Origin of the sequence: uncultured Ruminobacter sp. (assembly GCA_902764345.1) — a bacterium.
In the GTDB taxonomy this organism is placed as follows: domain Bacteria; phylum Pseudomonadota; class Gammaproteobacteria; order Enterobacterales; family Succinivibrionaceae; genus Ruminobacter.
This window is the reverse complement of the sequence record CACWVT010000011.1, coordinates 1-17,733: the sequence shown is the minus strand read 5'-3', so window position 1 is coordinate 17,733 and position 17,733 is coordinate 1. Positions and strand designations below refer to the sequence as shown.

The 17,733-nt window shown below is 44.4% G+C and carries 15 protein-coding genes and 2 tRNA genes; 13 read left to right on the top strand and 4 right to left on the bottom strand.

From position 1 onward, the window contains the following. Positions 1-191 precede the first annotated feature (191 nt). From QZU58_RS03605 to QZU58_RS03595, 3 genes are all read right to left on the bottom strand, one after another. A tRNA-Met gene (locus QZU58_RS03605) sits at positions 192-268 on the bottom strand. A gap of 254 nt (positions 269-522) precedes the next feature. Then, positions 523-599: transfer RNA gene (locus QZU58_RS03600), tRNA-Met, on the bottom strand. A gap of 503 nt (positions 600-1,102) precedes the next feature. Beyond that, positions 1,103-1,987 (bottom strand): hypothetical protein, encoded by an 885-nt coding sequence (locus QZU58_RS03595; protein WP_294494984.1) that lies wholly within the window; start codon positions 1,985-1,987, stop codon positions 1,103-1,105. A gap of 380 nt (positions 1,988-2,367) precedes the next feature. On the opposite strand from QZU58_RS03595, the gene yfcE reads away from it, so the two are divergent. The 9 genes from yfcE to QZU58_RS03550 all read left to right on the top strand — a co-directional run bounded on the left by yfcE (position 2,368) and on the right by QZU58_RS03550 (position 12,163). Further along, complete coding sequence (yfcE, locus tag QZU58_RS03590) at positions 2,368-2,922, top strand: phosphodiesterase (RefSeq protein ID WP_294494981.1); 555 nt, start codon at positions 2,368-2,370, stop codon at positions 2,920-2,922. 207 nt (positions 2,923-3,129) lie between these two features. Next, positions 3,130-4,926 carry an ABC transporter ATP-binding protein gene (locus QZU58_RS03585; protein ID WP_294494978.1) on the top strand — a complete coding sequence of 599 codons (1,797 nt, stop codon included), beginning with the start codon at positions 3,130-3,132 and terminating at the stop codon, positions 4,924-4,926. Positions 4,927-5,168: 242 nt separating this feature from the next. After that, positions 5,169-5,816 carry a GTP cyclohydrolase I FolE gene (folE, locus tag QZU58_RS03580; RefSeq protein ID WP_294463470.1) on the top strand — a complete coding sequence of 216 codons (648 nt, stop codon included), beginning with the start codon at positions 5,169-5,171 and terminating at the stop codon, positions 5,814-5,816. Positions 5,817-6,064: 248 nt separating this feature from the next. Beyond that, positions 6,065-6,679: a hypothetical protein gene (locus QZU58_RS03575; protein WP_294494975.1), complete on the top strand. Its 615-nt coding sequence runs from the start codon at positions 6,065-6,067 to the stop codon at positions 6,677-6,679. Positions 6,680-6,791: 112 nt separating this feature from the next. Then, positions 6,792-7,811: a glycosyltransferase family 2 protein gene (locus tag QZU58_RS03570; RefSeq protein ID WP_294494971.1), complete on the top strand. Its 1,020-nt coding sequence runs from the start codon at positions 6,792-6,794 to the stop codon at positions 7,809-7,811. Between the two features lie 24 nt (positions 7,812-7,835). Further along, positions 7,836-8,372 (top strand): GtrA family protein, encoded by a 537-nt coding sequence (locus QZU58_RS03565; RefSeq protein WP_294494968.1) that lies wholly within the window; start codon positions 7,836-7,838, stop codon positions 8,370-8,372. A gap of 161 nt (positions 8,373-8,533) precedes the next feature. Continuing rightward, complete coding sequence (locus QZU58_RS03560) at positions 8,534-9,898, top strand: hypothetical protein (protein WP_294494965.1); 1,365 nt, start codon at positions 8,534-8,536, stop codon at positions 9,896-9,898. A gap of 170 nt (positions 9,899-10,068) precedes the next feature. After that, entirely contained in the window at positions 10,069-10,857 is a 789-nt protein-coding gene (gene truA, locus QZU58_RS03555) for a tRNA pseudouridine(38-40) synthase TruA (protein ID WP_294494963.1), read from the top strand. Positions 10,858-11,365: 508 nt separating this feature from the next. Continuing rightward, a complete protein-coding gene (locus tag QZU58_RS03550; protein WP_294494960.1) occupies positions 11,366-12,163 on the top strand; it encodes a methyltransferase domain-containing protein in 798 nt (265 codons plus the stop codon). A gap of 72 nt (positions 12,164-12,235) precedes the next feature. Here the strand turns inward: QZU58_RS03550 and QZU58_RS03545 are convergent, their stop codons facing one another. After that, entirely contained in the window at positions 12,236-13,006 is a 771-nt protein-coding gene (locus tag QZU58_RS03545) for a DUF2057 family protein (RefSeq protein ID WP_294494958.1), read from the bottom strand. Positions 13,007-13,459: 453 nt separating this feature from the next. Here QZU58_RS03545 and QZU58_RS03540 point away from each other — a divergent pair, with 453 nt between their 5' ends. The 4 genes from QZU58_RS03540 to nadA all read left to right on the top strand — a co-directional run. Continuing rightward, positions 13,460-14,461: a porin gene (locus tag QZU58_RS03540; protein WP_294494956.1), complete on the top strand. Its 1,002-nt coding sequence runs from the start codon at positions 13,460-13,462 to the stop codon at positions 14,459-14,461. A gap of 491 nt (positions 14,462-14,952) precedes the next feature. Beyond that, positions 14,953-16,023: a porin gene (locus tag QZU58_RS03535; protein ID WP_294494952.1), complete on the top strand. Its 1,071-nt coding sequence runs from the start codon at positions 14,953-14,955 to the stop codon at positions 16,021-16,023. 240 nt (positions 16,024-16,263) lie between these two features. After that, a complete protein-coding gene (locus QZU58_RS03530) occupies positions 16,264-17,310 on the top strand; it encodes a hypothetical protein (RefSeq protein ID WP_294494949.1) in 1,047 nt (348 codons plus the stop codon). A gap of 157 nt (positions 17,311-17,467) precedes the next feature. Next, positions 17,468-17,733: quinolinate synthase NadA (gene nadA / locus QZU58_RS03525; protein ID WP_294494946.1), on the top strand; the 266-nt coding region annotated here is incomplete at its 3' end.

Sequence of the window (17,733 nt, the reverse complement as noted above, 5' to 3'; positions counted from 1 at the left end):
ATGGTTCAAAACGTGAGTGATGTGAAAAACGCATGCAGACCGATATCAGTAAGCAGGAGAGAATAGGTTGTTTATGAAAGAGTCAGGAAAAGAGTGAATATGTAACAATGAACGGTAAATAATGACTAAAACAATAACAAAACGTTCAGAGATTTTATTGAATAATGATTTATCAGAAAAATGTTTGAAGATGGTTGCGGGGGCCGGATTTGAACCAACGACCTTCGGGTTATGAGCCCGACGAGCTACCAGACTGCTCCACCCCGCGCCAAACGGAAGTGTGCTTATAATAACACTTTTTCCTGTATTTGCAAGTTTTTGTGCGAAAAAAAATTATTTTAGGTTTATTTGTCGTATTTTTGTTCTTTTTGGATGTTTATGTGTCGGAAAATTTATCCGGGAAGGAATGCATTAGGCTGCAGAAAATGATAAACGGAATAAAAACGGTTAAGGAAAATAAAGCAGATTAAACTTAGTGCGGATAAAAAAGATTTTACGGATTTTTGAATGCCTGTCGGCAGATGGTTGCGGGGGCCGGATTTGAACCAACGACCTTCGGGTTATGAGCCCGACGAGCTACCAGACTGCTCCACCCCGCGTCAAATTGAATTGTGCATAATGTTAACACAAAAATTCGTAATTGCAACAGCTTTGGCCGAAAAAATCATTTTATACGGCGAAATGCTGTTTATTTAAACAGTTTTATCATGTTCAGAATGGTTTTTAAGGATTTACGGTGAGGTTGGCAGAAATTTGTTTGCGGTCATGCGAGACATTTGGGTGTACGGGCTGATAGATGTCTCAAATAAAAGAGACAGGCAGGGTATGATGCCAATCGGATAATTGCTAGCGGAAATTAGGATGAGACGGAGAGATACTATAATGAATAATACGACTGCAGCAGAAATTCTTCAGATAACGATACAACGATGCTTAAGTAATTCAGAAAACAGCAATCTTGGATAAAACCGAAAATGTTCTGATCCTGAGACAGAAGAAGGAGGTGTCACTATATAGTGCACCTCCTCCAATATTACAAGCTTCACTGTTTTAGGAAGCCGATTCATCATGATTATCGTTCAGCGGATGTTCCGCCTGCCGTTTAGTTGAGTCTTTCGTAGTTGTTATAGCCAGAATACCCGTTATAGCCTGTATTCTCATTGTCAGCGTTCTCATTTGAAAAAATGTAGTGACCGGTCTGACTGTAGAAGCATATATAGGCGTAACCGCTGGTTATAATTAAAACAGCTACCGGAATCGTGTACAGGATAATGGAAACCGGTGATGCGTGGTGTGATATCAGATAAAACATCGGCAGTACGATGATAATGGACAGCAGGGAAATGCATAAAGTAACGATGAAAACCGAAACCGTTACGGACAGATTCTTAAATGATGCCATTATTCCTTTACTGAAAGCTGAAAAAACAGATTCGTTTTCTCCGTAAGGTACGAGCAGATAGTAGCTTAACATCGTTCCGTTTCCGAGTATTAAACACAATCCAAGGACAGGAATGCCGAGTATGATTCCGATCAGAATTGAAACTGTAAATGAATTGAGTGCAGCCCCCAAACCAATAAGAAGAGAGGCCAGCAGTCCTATGACAAAGAAAAGTGCTGCATACGCAAGAATCCACAGAATTGCCAAACCGAGAGCCTTTAAAAAGAAATCCCAATCGCCAAGTATGGATACGACACTGTTCCAGCGTACTTTTTCACGGTAAAAAATATGTTTGCAGGCAACATTCATTAATCCGATGGCAATTACCACCTGAAGAAGGTTTGCGATGAGTCTTACAAGAAAGGCTGCGACGCAAGGGAAAGGTCCTAATACTGCAGTAAGAAGAAATGCCAGTCCCATAAAGAAAACAAGGAGTAGCAGGAATAATACGATAGAGGCCAGTACCAGTGCAGGAGTTGACGGTAATGAAATTTTAAAAGCATTGGTGAAGTTGCTGAAGCACTGTTCAACGGTGATTGATTTCATGTAAGGTCTCCAAAAGACAAAAATGTATGTTGTTATTATTTAGGTTGTGTATTTGTGATACACAACATTTTAAGTATAAATATTTGTTAGATAAATGTAAATATTTAATGATTTTCTCACCATTAGGTATCAGCTTTTCCTTGGAATGAAAGGTATGTTTTACGTCACGTGAGAAACATCCTGACTGTGGTTAAGGAATTCGTCAGAGCTGACAGAAACGGATGACAGTCTGGCCGGTGCGGGGATTTCTCATGTTATGGATTCTTGAGCGGTTTTTTCGTACTATCCCAATTTGTTTTTTTGCCGCCCAAAAGTCACATGGCTCAGTCAAAATAAATCAAATGAGATATAATAGCCACAGAAACAGGGGGAATTCAGAGATGACTACTTATGCGGTAATATCAGACGTGCACGGCAATGCCGAAAATCTGGAAAAAGCACTGAATGTGGCTGATGCCAATAATGCCGACTTTTTGATTTTTCTGGGGGATTTTTTGAATCACGGGCCGCGTAACGGTCTGCCGTCAGTATATGATCCTATGTATATCGTGAAGCTTCTTAATTCCGTAAAGGAAAAGATAATCGCCGTTCGCGGAAACTGTGACAGTGAGGTTGATTCAGCCGTTTTGGAATTTCCGATAGATGCCACGTACAATACTCTCGTGATTAATGGGAGAAAGGCATTTATGACCCACGGTCACCGTTATGACGAATCGGATGCGGAATTCATTGGACTTTCCGAAGGCGATATCTTCATGAGCGGGCATACGCACTGTCCCGTGCTTAAGAAGAACCGCAGCGGCATTTACATACTGAATCCGGGCTCAATAACCTTCCCAAGGGGCGGCAGTGACAAAAGCATGGCCGTTATTGACGAAAACGGTATATCACTGAGAAATCTTGATAACGGAATTGTTCAGGAAATAAGATTTTAAACTGATGCGGATAATTCCGTATCGGACGAATACGGCAGGACATGCGTTTCCGCATGTGGCGGATACCTGATGTTTAATCCGTGATTTTAAACAGAAATTAAATGCGTGTCCGTTCGGAAAGCATTGAAAAAGATGGAATAAAAGAGACTGGCGGCAAAGGTGTTTGTTTTTTTTGAGAAGTTACTGTCTCCATTTTCGGATGATCCGGTGGAGAAACCTCCTAAGGGCTTTTTCAGATTCGTCTGGTTTTTTACCCGTGACATCAAATGGTATCTGCTGATGATATCCGTGCTGGCCGCGATAATCGGGGCCGGAGAGGCTTTCCTTTTTTATTTTATCGGTCTTTTTGTCGACATACTTAACGGATACACGGGGAATTCCGTATTCTGCGACTATCATGGCGTGTTCATCCTGTTCGGGCTGATGACGCTGGTGCTCCTTCCTGCCTGTATTACCCTGCATGCACTGCTTCTTAATCAGACCATAAGGGTTAATTTTCCGATGCGCATGCGTTACCGCATGCACCGCTATCTGCTGAGACAGAGTCTTTCATATTTTGCGGATGAGTTTTCCGGAAGGGTTTCTCAGAAGCTTATGCAGACATCTTTGAGTCTTCGCGATACGGTCCTTAAATTCTCCAATGTTATCGTACATATTCTGGTGTATTTCGTAACCATGATGGCCGTGCTTGCCGGTACGGATCTGTATCTTATGCTTATTATGCTGGTATGGCTTGCGGGATATCTGTCACTTATGTACTACTTTATTCCCCGCCTCAGCCGTCTCAGCAATGATAATGCGGAAAAGAGATCTCTCATGGTGGGCGGAATTGTTGACAGCTATGCCAACATCCAGACCGTAAAGCTTTTTTCCCAGTATGCAAGGGAGGAATCCTATGCCCGCGGAAACATGCAGGCCTGTGTTGATTCCGAATACCTGATGATGCGCATGGTTTCAAGATTCAACGTAAGTGTTCAGATCATAAACTATCTGCTGATTCTGTCCCTGGTTCTGGTGTCCGTGGTGCTCTGGAATCATGGTATGGTGCAGGTTGGTGCCGTGGCCGTTTCTCTCGGACTTGCCATAAGAACGGCCAACCTTTCCCAGTGGGTAATGTGGGAAGTGGGAATGCTTTTCGAAAATGTAGGCAACGTCAACAACGGCATAGAAGCACTTTCCCGTCCGATAAGCATCAGTGATCCGGAAACCCCGGTGAGATCCAATAACCTTAACGGAGACATCTGTTTCAAGGACGTGGTGTTTGCCTATAATTCCAAGGTGAAGGTCTTTAACGGTCTTAATCTTCATATCCGCAAGGGGGAACGTATCGGTATCGTGGGACCGTCAGGCAGCGGTAAATCCACTCTTGTCAGTCTCCTGCTTCGTCTTTACGAGGTTGATTCCGGAATGATCACCATAGACGGAGTGGACATCAGAAAAATGTCTCAGGATGAACTGCATCAGGCTGTTGCCATGGTTACTCAGGATACTTCTCTGCTGCACCGTTCCGTAAGGGATAACATTTCCTACGGAAGATCTGCCGAAACCGAGAGTGCCGAACTAGACGTTATGGTACGAGCAGCAGCGGATCAGGCAAGAGCCACTGATTTTATTGAGCTGCTTAGCGATTCTCAGGGTAACAGCGGCTTTGATACGCAGGTAGGGGAACGCGGCGTAAGACTTTCCGGGGGGCAGAGACAGCGAATTGCGATTGCCAGAGTTATTCTCAAGAATGCCCCTATCCTTATTCTTGATGAGGCTACCTCTGCTCTTGATTCCGAGGTGGAGGCTGCAATTCAGGAGAATCTTGAGGGACTGATGGAGAACCGAACCGTTATAGCCATTGCCCACAGACTGTCCACCATTGCTTCGATGGATCGCCTGATAGTTCTATCGAACGGCGGAATTATCGAGCAGGGAACCCACAAGGAGCTTTTGGCAAAGAAGGGGGTATACGCCAGACTGTGGCAGAAACAGACTGATGGCTTTATAGGAGTTAAATAAAGAACATTACCGGACGGAAATTAAATCCGTTACCAGTGTGTCTGACTGTAAATATACGGGATTTCAAAAAGACAATTCCTGAACTTCAATTTTTCTGAAAAACAACAAATTTTAGTGGTGTATTCGGTTAACTCCCGATATCCTTCCTATATTCGTTTCTTATCTCAAAAATTTATGAAAAGGTTATTGTTTTGGAGTACAATAGCGTCAGTTTAAAGCGATTACTGCGGAGACTGACTGAGATGAGTGAAATAAGCAAAGAAGCTGCAATGGTACGTGATGCACTTCTGGCCCAGGGGCTGGAAACACCGCGAATTCCCGTTGATATGTCTCATGACGAACAGAGAGCCGAAATTGAAAAGCACATGGGTGCGATCATGGATATTTTGGGGCTGGATCGTTCGGATGACAGCTTAAACCGCACTCCGTACCGTATTGCCAAAATGTACGTTAATGAAATCTTTTCCGGCCTCGATTATGCCAATTTCCCGTCAATTACCGTGATTGACAACAAGATGAAGGTTGATGAAATGGTCAAGGTAAGTGACATTACCCTTACCAGTACCTGTGAACATCATTTTGTGACAATTGACGGTAAGGCCAAGGTGGCATATCTTCCTTCAAGAAAGATTATCGGCCTGTCCAAGATTAATCGCATAGTGCAGTTCTTTGCCCGCAGACCACAGGTTCAGGAACGTCTCACCCAGCAGATTCTGGTGGCTCTGCAGACATTGCTTGAGACCCAGAATGTTGCCGTTACCATTACGGCTACTCACTACTGTGTCAAGTCCCGCGGTGTTCAGGATGCCACAAGTGAAACCACAACTACGGCTCTTGGAGGTTACTTCAAGTTTAACCAGGCCTCCCGTCACGAATTCCTCACCGACTGATTATTAGGAAGGTAAACGGAGCGAGATGGGCTGATTTCATAAGGCCTACAGAAAACAATTATCATAATAACAGGTCATGCACCGTAAGGTGCATGTCAATGACCGAAATGCAGACTGATGACAGGCAGATTACATCTGATAATCATAAGTAATAATAAGTAAGTATGAACAGTCCCGAATTACGCCTTGATACAGGAAAACAGGTGTGACTGGCGGACTTAAGTCAACAACATTTGGATATTATGTTTATGAAGAACAGTAATGCACTTTTTGTGTCATGTATGCTCATCCTGATACTGGCAATGGGTGGGTATTACGTGTATGTACTGGATCTTAACAGACACAGAGACGTGTCTGACTCATATCAGTACTACTATCTTGATAAAAAAGTAAGGTTCTGGAATAAATACCAGAGTATGTATATCATCCCCGGGCATGTTTATGACACTACCGTGGAAAGACCTTTTTTTCTGGACAGAACGGGGTTTTCCGCACCTGACAGCAATGGTCGCGGCATGGCCTTTACCGACCGAAGTGCATTTATTTTCAAGTTATATAAGAATCCGGATACGGTTTATGCGTTTCTGCGCCTTAAATCGGAGCTGGGTCATACCATGATTACCGTTGGTGATCATTCGACCGCCTATCTTGACGAACCCGGGAGCTACGAAATCTATATACCGATCGAGCGGGATTTCATAAGCGAGATTCCCGGTGAGGTTAACTACGTCCCGGTAAGCACCTCTCTGCCGGTAAACATTTACGCACTGGCAATCACTTCCCGAACAACAGTTCCGGGAGATTCCGAAGTTTTCAGTCTCAACTACGTGGCTGAAGATGAACTGGAAGAGGCTGTTTACTAGACTTACTGAGTCGCGGAAAAATTTTGGACAAGTATCCGGACGGGAGCCCGGACACGGCTGAAAGCTGGCATCGTCAACTTTTCGGCATTTATTATTATTTCGGCAGAAAACAATGGACAAGAATAACTATTTTATAACACTGCTGGTTCCTGTTTATAACGAACACGAAGCCATAAACAGTTTCTATGTTGAAGTTACCAAGGCACTGAGTGAAATTGAAGGTCATTATGAAATCATGTTCGTGAATGACGGCAGCAGGGATGATACCGTTGAAATCATTAAAAAGCTGATAGAAAAAGATAAGAGAATAGCTCTGGTGAACCTTTCCCGTAATTTTGGTAAGGAAGCGGCCATGACCGCAGGTCTCAGACATGCCTCAGGTGATGCGGTAGTACCGATTGACGTTGATTTACAGGATCCTCCTCACCTCATCCTTGATTTTGTAAAAGCCTGGCTTGATAAGGATTATGACATGGTCTACGGTATCAGGGTAGACCGTTCCAAGGACACTCCGATGAAGAGACTTACGGCGGGAGCCTTCTACAGGGTATTCAACGTGATGACCAACAAGGTTCACATTCCGGTCAATGCCGGTGATTTCCGTCTTATTGATCGTCGGGTTATTGATGCGATAAACCAGCTCCCTGAAAGAAACAGATTCATGAAGGGCATATTTGCATGGGCCGGTTTTTCCTCTTACGGTATTCCGTACGAAAGACCGGAGAGACAGGAAGGTTCGTCAAAGTTCAACTACTGGAAGCTGTGGAATTTCGCTCTTGACGGAATAGTAAGCTTCTCAAGCATGCCTCTGCGTGTGTGGAGCTATATCGGCGGGATGCTCGGAATCATTGCCTCCTGCTACATGATTTACATTTTTACCAAAACCCTGATTAACGGTTCCGATGTTCCCGGGTATGCATCAATCATGTGTGCCGTGCTGTTCCTAGGTTCCGTACAGCTTATCTCCATTGGTATTCTCGGTGAGTACATATCACGCATCTTCATCGAGGTAAAGAACAGACCAGTATATATTCTGGAGAACATTTACCGTAACGTGAAGTCCGGCGTGAAGCATGGACATGTTGAACAGGAAGTTGAACTGACTTCCGAAAATGACGTAAACGACAGGTAGTTAAACCGAATACGGAGAGTGCGGATGAGTGTTGGTACGTGCGGGGATTCCGGAATTTTCGGACTGCTGAAAAACGGTGAATTCCTGAGAATTGTCAGATTTCTTGTTGTGGGCGGGCTGGCGACTCTCGTGGATCTGGCTGTTACCGTTTTTATGTTTCAGGTTGTGGGAACTGAAGGCTTAAGTTCCTGTGTTCAGGCTCTTGCAGGTCTTATTGGAGCTGACTGTTCAGCAGAGACCGTGAGCGATACCGTAGGCAGGTATTTTGAGGAAACCGTGTCCGTGATAAGCTTCTGCGTGGCTTTCAGCGTATCTTTTTTCGGACACAGCAGGGTAACCTTCAGAAAGAAGGGAAGCATGGATGTATTCATGAAGCTTATTACCCTTTCAGTTGTCACCCTGTGCCTCAGGGCGGGGATTATAGCCATGATGAAGAGCTGTCTTGGGCTTTACGGATACGTTCCGGTGGTTAGCGCAATGGTTATTGTTACCGTGCTGAGCTATGCGGGCTCAAAATACTGGGTTTTCAGAAAGGCGGCGGATATTCCCGTAAAAAAATAAACGGCTGAGAATTATAAAAACAATAAACAGACATGACAGTGTTTATCGGAATTCACGAAAAAATTATACATAAGTGATGGATCAGATAAACCGGAGTTCCGTCGATGCGGAACCGTAGTTTTGACTTATATTTGGATAAGGATTTAATCCGGCTCATTGATATGCATAATGATTTAAATAACGATACATCTTACAGAAATGATTCAAGAGCTGTTTCTTCACCGGTTCACGGGTGGAACAGATCCTGGGATTATCCATACTCAAAGGAAGTTACCTCCGGAAATGACGGTGGAGAAAATTCCGAAGCCCCGTCTGCCTCCTCACCTAAGGAGGTGAGCCGCGGACACCGGTTGTTGGAAAAACTGTCCTTAAAATCCGGTTCGCTGGGTGAAAAGATTACGGAAGTTTCGTGGATTTTTATTATATTCATGATTTCCAGGTGTGTTCTTTTTTCAATCATCTACCTCGGTAACTATCATTATCCTTCAGAAGTAAATTACATTCATGAGCCGTTGTTCAGCAACGTTGTCGGTGATACCATGAACATCATGTGTCAGTTTGACTGTGCCTGGTTTGAGACGGTGGCCCGAGACGGATATGCCCCCGTGCCTCAGAATCTGACCACAGGGCATGCTGCAAACTGGGCATTCCTGCCGGGATATCCGATGCTTGCCAGAGCAGTATCCTTCGTTTTGGGAGGCAATTATCTTCTGGGACTTATGGCCGTAAGCAATCTGTCATTCCTGCTGGCACTGTTTCTGTGGAACAACTATCTTAAGCTGCATAATCTGTCACGCTCTGTGCGTGAGGCATCAACGGTCATTCTCTGCTTCCTGCCTTACTCAATATACTTTATGGCGCCTTATTCGGAAAGTCTGTTCCTGGTATTCTCCATACTGGCCTTTACATTTATTGCCAAAAAGAATTTCCTGATGGCCGGACTTGTGGCCATGGGCATGAGTGCCACCAGAAATGTCGGCGTTATGTTCGTGTTTCCTCTTCTTCTTGCCGGTATCATGGAGTACGGCTTCAGAAACCTTTTTACCTTCAACAGAAACAATCTCAAACTGATTCTGGGAATTATGCTGGTGCCGCTGCCGATGTTCATATATCAGAACTATCTGTTCAATCTGACCGGCGACAGCTTTGCCTTCATGCATATACAGTGGGCCTGGGGTCGTTCAATGGGCAATCCGGTAAAATACGTTATTCAGGGGCTGATGACGGGCGGTTATAAGGAATATTTCAGCATCATGATTATCATGAGTCTGCCTCTGGTATGGTATCTTTTCAGACAGAAATACTATGCAGAATCCCTGTATTTCATAATCTGCATTCTTATTCCTGTCATGACCGGCGTTAATGCTTTTCCAAGATATCTCTTCTGCATGCTGCCATGTCTGCTGACGTTCACTCTTATCGTCAAGAACAACATGGCTGCGCGCAGCCTTCTGCCGGTTGTATTTGCCCTGTTCAGCGTATTTTTTGCGCTGGCATGGGGGCATTCCAAATTCTTTGTGATCTGATTTTCAATCCTAAACACCGGGAACCTCCGGAAGAGACGGTTCCCGGTGTTTCTTCCGTATTGTATTTCCTTCCGCTGGTTTTTTGCCGTTGGGATTTGTGGTATATTTAGCCGTAAAATCAGGCTTGCCGGTTTTTTACCGGGGCTGTCAGAAAATAAAAGGAAAACCGAATGAACATTGCTCTGGGAATAGAGTATAACGGACAGGCCTATAAAGGCTTTCAGCGTCAGAAATCATTTGACAGTGTCCAGGAACGCATCGAAAAGGCTTTGAGTCGTGTGGCCGGAACTGATATTGAGACATTCTGTGCCGGCAGAACTGATGCCGGCGTGCATGCAACGGGACAGGTCGTCAATTTTACGACTGACGTCGTCAGACCGTCTCATGCTTGGATGCTGGGAACAAATGTCTTTCTGCCTTCAGATATCAGTGTGAAGTGGGTAAAGGAAACGTCGGATGATTTTCATGCCAGATTTTCTGCTACGGCGAGACGATACCGTTATGTTATTCTCAACAACCGCAGCCGTCCGGGAATTCTTTCCGGAAAGGTCTCACATTATTATCACGGCACGCTGAACGAGTTCGACATGAATGAAGCAGCTCAATGTCTTGTCGGCGAGCATGACTTTACCAGCTTCAGGGCAGCCGGATGTGAGAGCAGAACCCCGTGGCGCAATGTGCACAGGGTGTCCGTTAGCCGTATTGGGGATTACGTTATAGTGGATATTACCGCCAATGCTTTTCTGCTGCACATGGTGAGAAACATCGTCGGTTCCCTTCTTGAGGTGGGGTATGGTCATCAGCCGGTAAGCTGGATGGCTGAGGTGTTTGAGGGAAAGGATCGTACTAAGGCCGGACCTACAGCCCAACCTGACGGACTATATCTTGTTGACGTTACCTATCCTGATGAGTTTGCCATTCCTAAAAACACCAATCTGGGCCCATTTCTTCTGCTCTAGCTCACGGCTTGAGAATCACAATTTAAGCTGAAAGAGGCGTTAGAAAAATCAGACGGATTTCAGCAGTGACTGTTTCATGAATGACTGGTAAAACTTCGTGGTGAATGAAGCATGATTACGGAGATGCCCATCATAAAGGCTTTGAGGTTAGACACAGGCGGTTTTAAAAAGTGATGAAAAAACTGTCAAAATAGCCGACTGTATGGTGCTATTTTAGACTGAAAAATAATAAAATCGCTTGATTTATTTTAATTCACAAGTTTATACCCCAAAAGTGTGAATAAGTAAAAAACCTTGACGTAGTTCAAAAAACATGCATAAATACGCATGTTTTAGCGGAAGGTAAGTATCCGTTACAAAAACATGAATTGATAAAATTTAATGTCTGTCAATAAGCGGTGAACAGCATTTCCGATATTCGGAGCAAGCCGCAAACCCGTAAAACGGATTGCGTTTCCGGCAGCCGCAGAAAAAACAGCAATGGAAAAAGATAATTAGGGGAATTCGGATGTTAAAACAGAAAGCTCCGCCACATGATCAGAGCTTTGACAACAGAGCGGAATTTTTCAAGAAGCAGATATACGGCACCAGTAAGGGAAAAATACGTGGAGCCGTTGTCTGGAGAGATCTGGAGGAGATTCTGGCAAAGCCTGAAATGTCCCGTCCGCTCAAGGTGCTTGATGCCGGCGGGGGATTCGGATTCATGGCAATGAAGCTTGCAGCCCTGGGGCATGACGTTACCCTTGTTGACATTTCTCAGGATATGCTGGATCTAGGCAAAAGGGAGCTTGAGGAACACTCCGTCAGCGGAAGGATTACCTTCATGAAAGGCGAGGTTCAGAAGCTTAACGAGATTCTTCCCGGTGAAAAATTCGATCTGGTGATATGTCACGCCGTTCTTGAGTGGCTGGTGGATCCGAAGCCGGTGATCGGTATTCTTAAGTCAATGCTGGATGTTAACGGTGTGCTGTCACTTATGTTCTATAACCGTACGGCTCTGCTGTTTCAGAGTCTGGTGGTCGGAAATTTTGATTACATCAGACAGGGACTTGTCAAAAAGCGCCGTCAGAAGCTGACACCTATAACTCCTTTATATATCAGTGAGGTAAGGCGCTGGCTTGCCGAAAGCGGACTTACGGTATCGGGAATGAGCGGTGTCCGAATCATTCATGACTATATGCGTGACAAGAGTGAACAGGTGAGCAAGTTTGACGATCTGCTTTCATTTGAGCTGGAGTACAGCCGCAGCGAGGATTTTGCCCATCTTGGAAGGTATATACACCTGTGGACTGAACCGCTCAGGTGAGTATTTATCAAGAGGGCATTTTATGTCGCTCCGGCCTGAAAGAGTTTAGAGTATGAACGGTGTCGTTCCTTATCAGTTGTTCTTAAGCCATTCCTTAAAGGCTTTTCTGGTTTCGGGATCGGCACTGCCGTAAATAGATTTAAGGCCTTCAAGCATCTGCACGTTTACCTTATCAGCAGATATGTTATTTTCCGTTGTGGCGCCGGATGTCCTTTCCTCTGATTTTGATTTTTCAGCCACGGCGGTTATGTTTTCTGAGCTGGCCACAACCTCAGTAGGGCAGTCGGTAAAGGAATCTCTGCAGTTCGAAAGCTTCTCGGCAGTATTCTTCTTTATTTCCTTATTGCTTTCGGAAACGTAAAGAAGGTCGAGACTCTTCAGCTCAGATATGTAATCACGGTCAAGCTGAAAGCCCCTGTCTGACTTCAGAATCATGTATGATGCCTCATCGCGGTCTGCCGGAGCACCGTTTTTGGTAATTGTGATGCTCTGCTTGGCGGCATAGTCCATGGCATCGTCGTAGTCTGTTATGCGGCGGAAGGTAAATGAGTAGCTGTCATCCTTCTTTACGTCAGGTATGTTAATAACTATCGGGTTTACTGCTGAAGCAATAATCTTGTCATGTCCCTTTTTGAATGCTCCCTTAAACATGACAACCAGCTGGTGCTTTCCCTCGGACAGCTCCATTTCTCTCGTTTCACTGAAATATCCGGTCGTTTTTGCTCCGTCTGCGATTATGATGCTGTAGTTCTTTGGTGTTTTGAAAGACGCCGCTTCGGCATTTACTGCCGCTGCAACGGCTGAAACGGCAAGCAGAGCGGGTACGAGAATCTGTTTCTTCATTAAAATATTCCTTGTTTTGTTAGCTGCAGGTTTCGGTTAAGCAAACCGCCGTGTTTTGGGAGAACCGGCCCGATAACGGGGGAATTTCCCTTAAAGTGCGTCATGCCCCGAGCGGTTAACTACCGGTAATTATTATGAGTGACGCCGATACATTATAATCCGTTCCTGTTTTTTTGGACAACGGAAAGGTGTTGGGCAGGATAAAAAGCCTGTCAAAGGCGTATATTTTTTGTTCAAATTCTATCAGTAAAAAATTTTTTTACGAATTTTTATAGACAAGTAATTATTAAAAGTGTAAAGTATGTCATGTAAACCATATAAAACATATCGAATAGATATGAAATAAAAACGGAATTGAAAACGACTTGTGAATTGCTATATCATTTCGGCGTTTCAGTTTTGATAAAGAAAAAATATAAATTTTCAAAAACAACTTATGAAGGAACAGATACTATGACTATAAAGACCAAATTACTTGCCGGTGCGGTTGCTCTCATTGCTTTCGACTATGCTCATGCGGCAAACGTATACAATACTGATGATACCTCCCTCGTTTTAGGTGGTCGTGTTCAGGCTAACTTCAACAGCGTAGAAGCTACGGCCGACCATGATAAGGCGGCTCTTGAAACTAAGGCTCGTCTGCGTGTCGACGGTTCCACAAAGATTTATGACGGCGTGAAGGCCATTGGTTTTGCCGAATGGGAAGTAGGCTCAGAAACATCTCAGAACGGTAAGTGGAATACCCGTTTTGCATATACCGGTTTTAAGACTGATAATTACGGTACTTTAACATTCGGTCAGGATCATACCGGTATCTACTATGTAATTGACAGAACCGATGTGTTCACCGATTATGGTTCACGCGGTAATACCTACTGGTCTTACGGCGGTCGTCAGGAAGGTCAGATTAAGTACAACTACACCAATGGTGGTCTGGTATTCAACGCAACCTATCAGTCTGCAGGTCTTGATGCCGTTAACAACGGTGCGGCAACATCTGTAGGCTATACCTTTGATGTTGGTCTGCCTCTCGTTGCAGCCCTCGGCTATGATTTCTATGACGTTGCCGATTCAACCGATGACAAGCAGTCTGTTGCCGCAGGTCTCTCATTAGGTACTGAAGGTGACGGTTTCTACTCAGGTCTTCTTTATCAGTTCACTGATTATAAGGATTCCAAGAATAAGAACGGCTGGGAAGCTCTTGCATCTTATGGTTGGGAAAGTGGCTGGGTTCTTTATGCCGGTTACCAGAACTTAAGACAGGGACACGCCATTCTTAAGAGTAATCTCATCGGCGAACTTCAGTATAACTTCAACTCAAACTTCAAGGTTCTGCTTGAAACCGAAATCGGTGTAACTGATATCGACCGCGTTGATGTACTCGGTAATAAGATTTCATCTACCGGCGAAAGAAGCGACGATAAGGTATCAATTGCCGCTCAGTACAATTTCTAACGGAAGCAGCATACCTTAACTAAAAATGTGTCATTCAGAGGTACCGGGCTCTGCCCGGTGCCTCTTTGTTTTTTTACCGTGCATTAAAATGGTAATTTTTACCATTTATGACTTCATTTACTCCGGAAATATTCTGTGAAAAACATCCTTAATTTCTGAAGGCTTTCAAAATTACTTTTTTATTATGATATTTTTTTATAGGATTGATTATTTTTCTTTAATAATCTTTTCTAAAAAATCTTTATTAATGAGCGGGTGATTGTATCCTTTGCACTGATTTTTTAAGCAGAAAGCGCTGACTGATGATAACATCTGGCCTGAATCATGCATTGTTTTAAGTTGAGGATTATAACAGGTGTCCTGATAAGGCTCCCTGATGTATAACATAAAAAAGTGTTAGCAAAGTCTAACAAAAAATGTATAATTGGGGCGCTAAAACTATAATAAATTTTTCGATACATTATTTGCTGTATTACATGAAGGAATTTAACATGTTTAAGAAGACTTTACTTGCTCTGTCAGTGAGCATGATGACTGCTTCAGCCGCTCAGGCAGCAACCGTATATAATAACGACAATACCAGCCTTAATTTAGGCGGCCGTGTTCAGTCAAACATCAACAGTGTGTTTGCTGCATATGATTTCGATGAAACAGATCAGCACAAGGTTAAGGTTGAAGGTTCAGCACGTCTTAACGTTGATGCCAAGACAAGAATTTATGACGGCGTGAACGCTGCGGCGTTTGCTGAATGGCAGGTTGCCTCAGAAAGTTCTGAAAACGGCAAGTTCGATACCCGTTATGCAACCGTTGGTTTTGAAACCGATCACTTCGGCTCACTGAAGTTCGGTCAGACTGAATCCGCACTTTACAATGTACTCGGCGTTACCGATGTGTACGAAGATATTTTCTTCTCCGCTAATACCCTTGGTGCTTATGCTGACGGCGGCCGTCAGGAAGGTCAGATTATCTACTCCATTGAAGATCTGAACGGCTTCAGTTTCGGTGCAACATACCAGTCTGCCGGTCTTAGAGGCGTTAAGTCAGGTGCGGCTTTTTCTCTCGGTTATACCTTTAATCAGGAAAGTCTTCCTATATTTTTAGGTGCAGGTTACGATACATATAATACCGAAGAAACTGAGGCACAGAACGAAGACCTGGTAGGTCTTTCCTCAAGCTTAAGCAGAGATTCATTCGGCTTTGGTCTCTCAGTAGGTGAAATCGGTGACGGTTTCTACGGTGCTGCCGGTTATCAGCTTTCAAAATATGCAAAGCGTAACGGCTACAAGCTGAATGACGTAAACAGCTATGAAGTTGTTGCAGGCTACGGCATTGAAGGCTGGCAGTTCCTTCTCGGTTACGAAAATGCCCAGTTCGGCGGTGAAACAGTTGTAAATGACATTGACCTCGAAATTAAGTACAACTTCAATGATCAGTTCCTCGTTTACGCTGACGCATTACTCGCTCCTACAAATCATACAGAAAACAGAACCGTTCCTGATTACGTAAGATTCAAGGACAAGGCTCACGATTTACTGACTGTTGGTGTTCAGTATAACTTCTAATTATGGATTAAGCCGTGTCAGGCCTGATGCGGCTGTCTTATGAAGAACAGCATAAACGGCATGCGGAAAACCGCATGCCGTTTTTTTCTGCGGTCAGACATGCCTCTTCTGAGTTTTATGGTGGTGGAGTGCTGTCTTAGTGAAAGTCCTCGCATTCAAAGACCTGCGGTTCAATTTAATCGGCATTTTGACATTAATTGTGATAATATTGCATCACACAATATTTAAACGGAGTTTTTTATGAGATTACCACTGGTTGCGGCAATGATTTCGGTGCTGGTGTCAGGTTCAGCACATGCCGTAAACGTATATGATGACAACGGTACGCAGCTGAATGTTTTCGGACGGCTTGAAGGAGGTTTCTACAACAAGCAGGCGAACAGGACAAGAGATCACAATCAGAAGTCAAAGGCTTCCGTGGAAGGGGAGGCCAGACTCGGCGTATCCGCTTCGAGCACTCTTGTAACCAATATCAAGGCTGTGGCTTTCGGTGAGTGGGAAGTTTCATCAGAAAGCTCTGACAACGATCGTTTTGATACCCGTTATGCCTATACCGGTTTTGATTTGTGTCAGTATGGTACTCTCGTGTTCGGACAGGGGGATACCGCAAGATACATTACTGTCGGTATGAATGATGTTTTTGAGCATTACGGTGATAATTCAAACAGCTACTGGGAGCTCGGCGGCCGTCAGGAAGGGCAGATAATGTATGTTAATGCCGTGGGCGGTTACACCTTTGGTTTCAGCTATCAGACTCCGCGTGACAACATGGCAACACATCTCCACCGTGATACTCTTATGGTGCAGGATCTTGACGTGAATGCGGGATATGCGGCTGCAATGGCCTATAACTGGCAGGATGGTCTTCTTGAAAGTCTGGCTTTCTCACTGTCTTATGACTGGTATGATTTTCATAAGAGTCCGGCGGGAGACAGGCACGGATTCAGTGCCGGTCTGAGCTACGGTCACCTCAATGATGGTATTTATACCTCATTTGTTTACAGCAGGGATAAGTATCAGCGCGAGGATCACCATATGTCCGGTTTTGAAGGTGTACTGGGCTACACCATGGACAACGGTCTCGGCGCCACCCTGGGATACGGCTATTACGGTTATGAAAACAGGAAGAGGGAGGTTTCCGAAATAACCTCGCAGGTTGCCTACCACTTCTCACCGGCGTTCATGACCTATTTTGAAGGCAGATTCGGTCTCGGCAGGGTTGATTTCCCGGTTGAGGAGACCAGTCAGCATGCGTCATACATGATTAATGTGCAGTATAATTTCTAACAAAGAATCAGGATCCTGATAACTTCAGGTTCCGTTGCGTAAAAATTTAATCTGATAAAAACAATTGGGCATTATGCCGGTCTTGATGCTTCAGGCGGACTCCGCCTGAAATCCCTCGGGGAATTTATGTACCGGACATAATGCGGAGATAGAGCAAATGTACATTCCAGACTTAAGCAACCTCAGTCTGCCGGATCTTCCGGCTCCATTAAGCAGCAGTGACATTGCGGAGTATACCGACAGAATAGCCGAAAAACTCAGGGAAAGGGATGCTGTGGTGATAGCTCACTATTACACTGCGGATGAGGTTCAGCATCTTGCCGAAAAAACCGGCGGCTTTATCGGCGATTCACTGGAAATGGCCAAGTGGGGCCGCAATCATTCTGCAAAGACCATTATCGTTGCAGGTGTGCGTTTCATGGG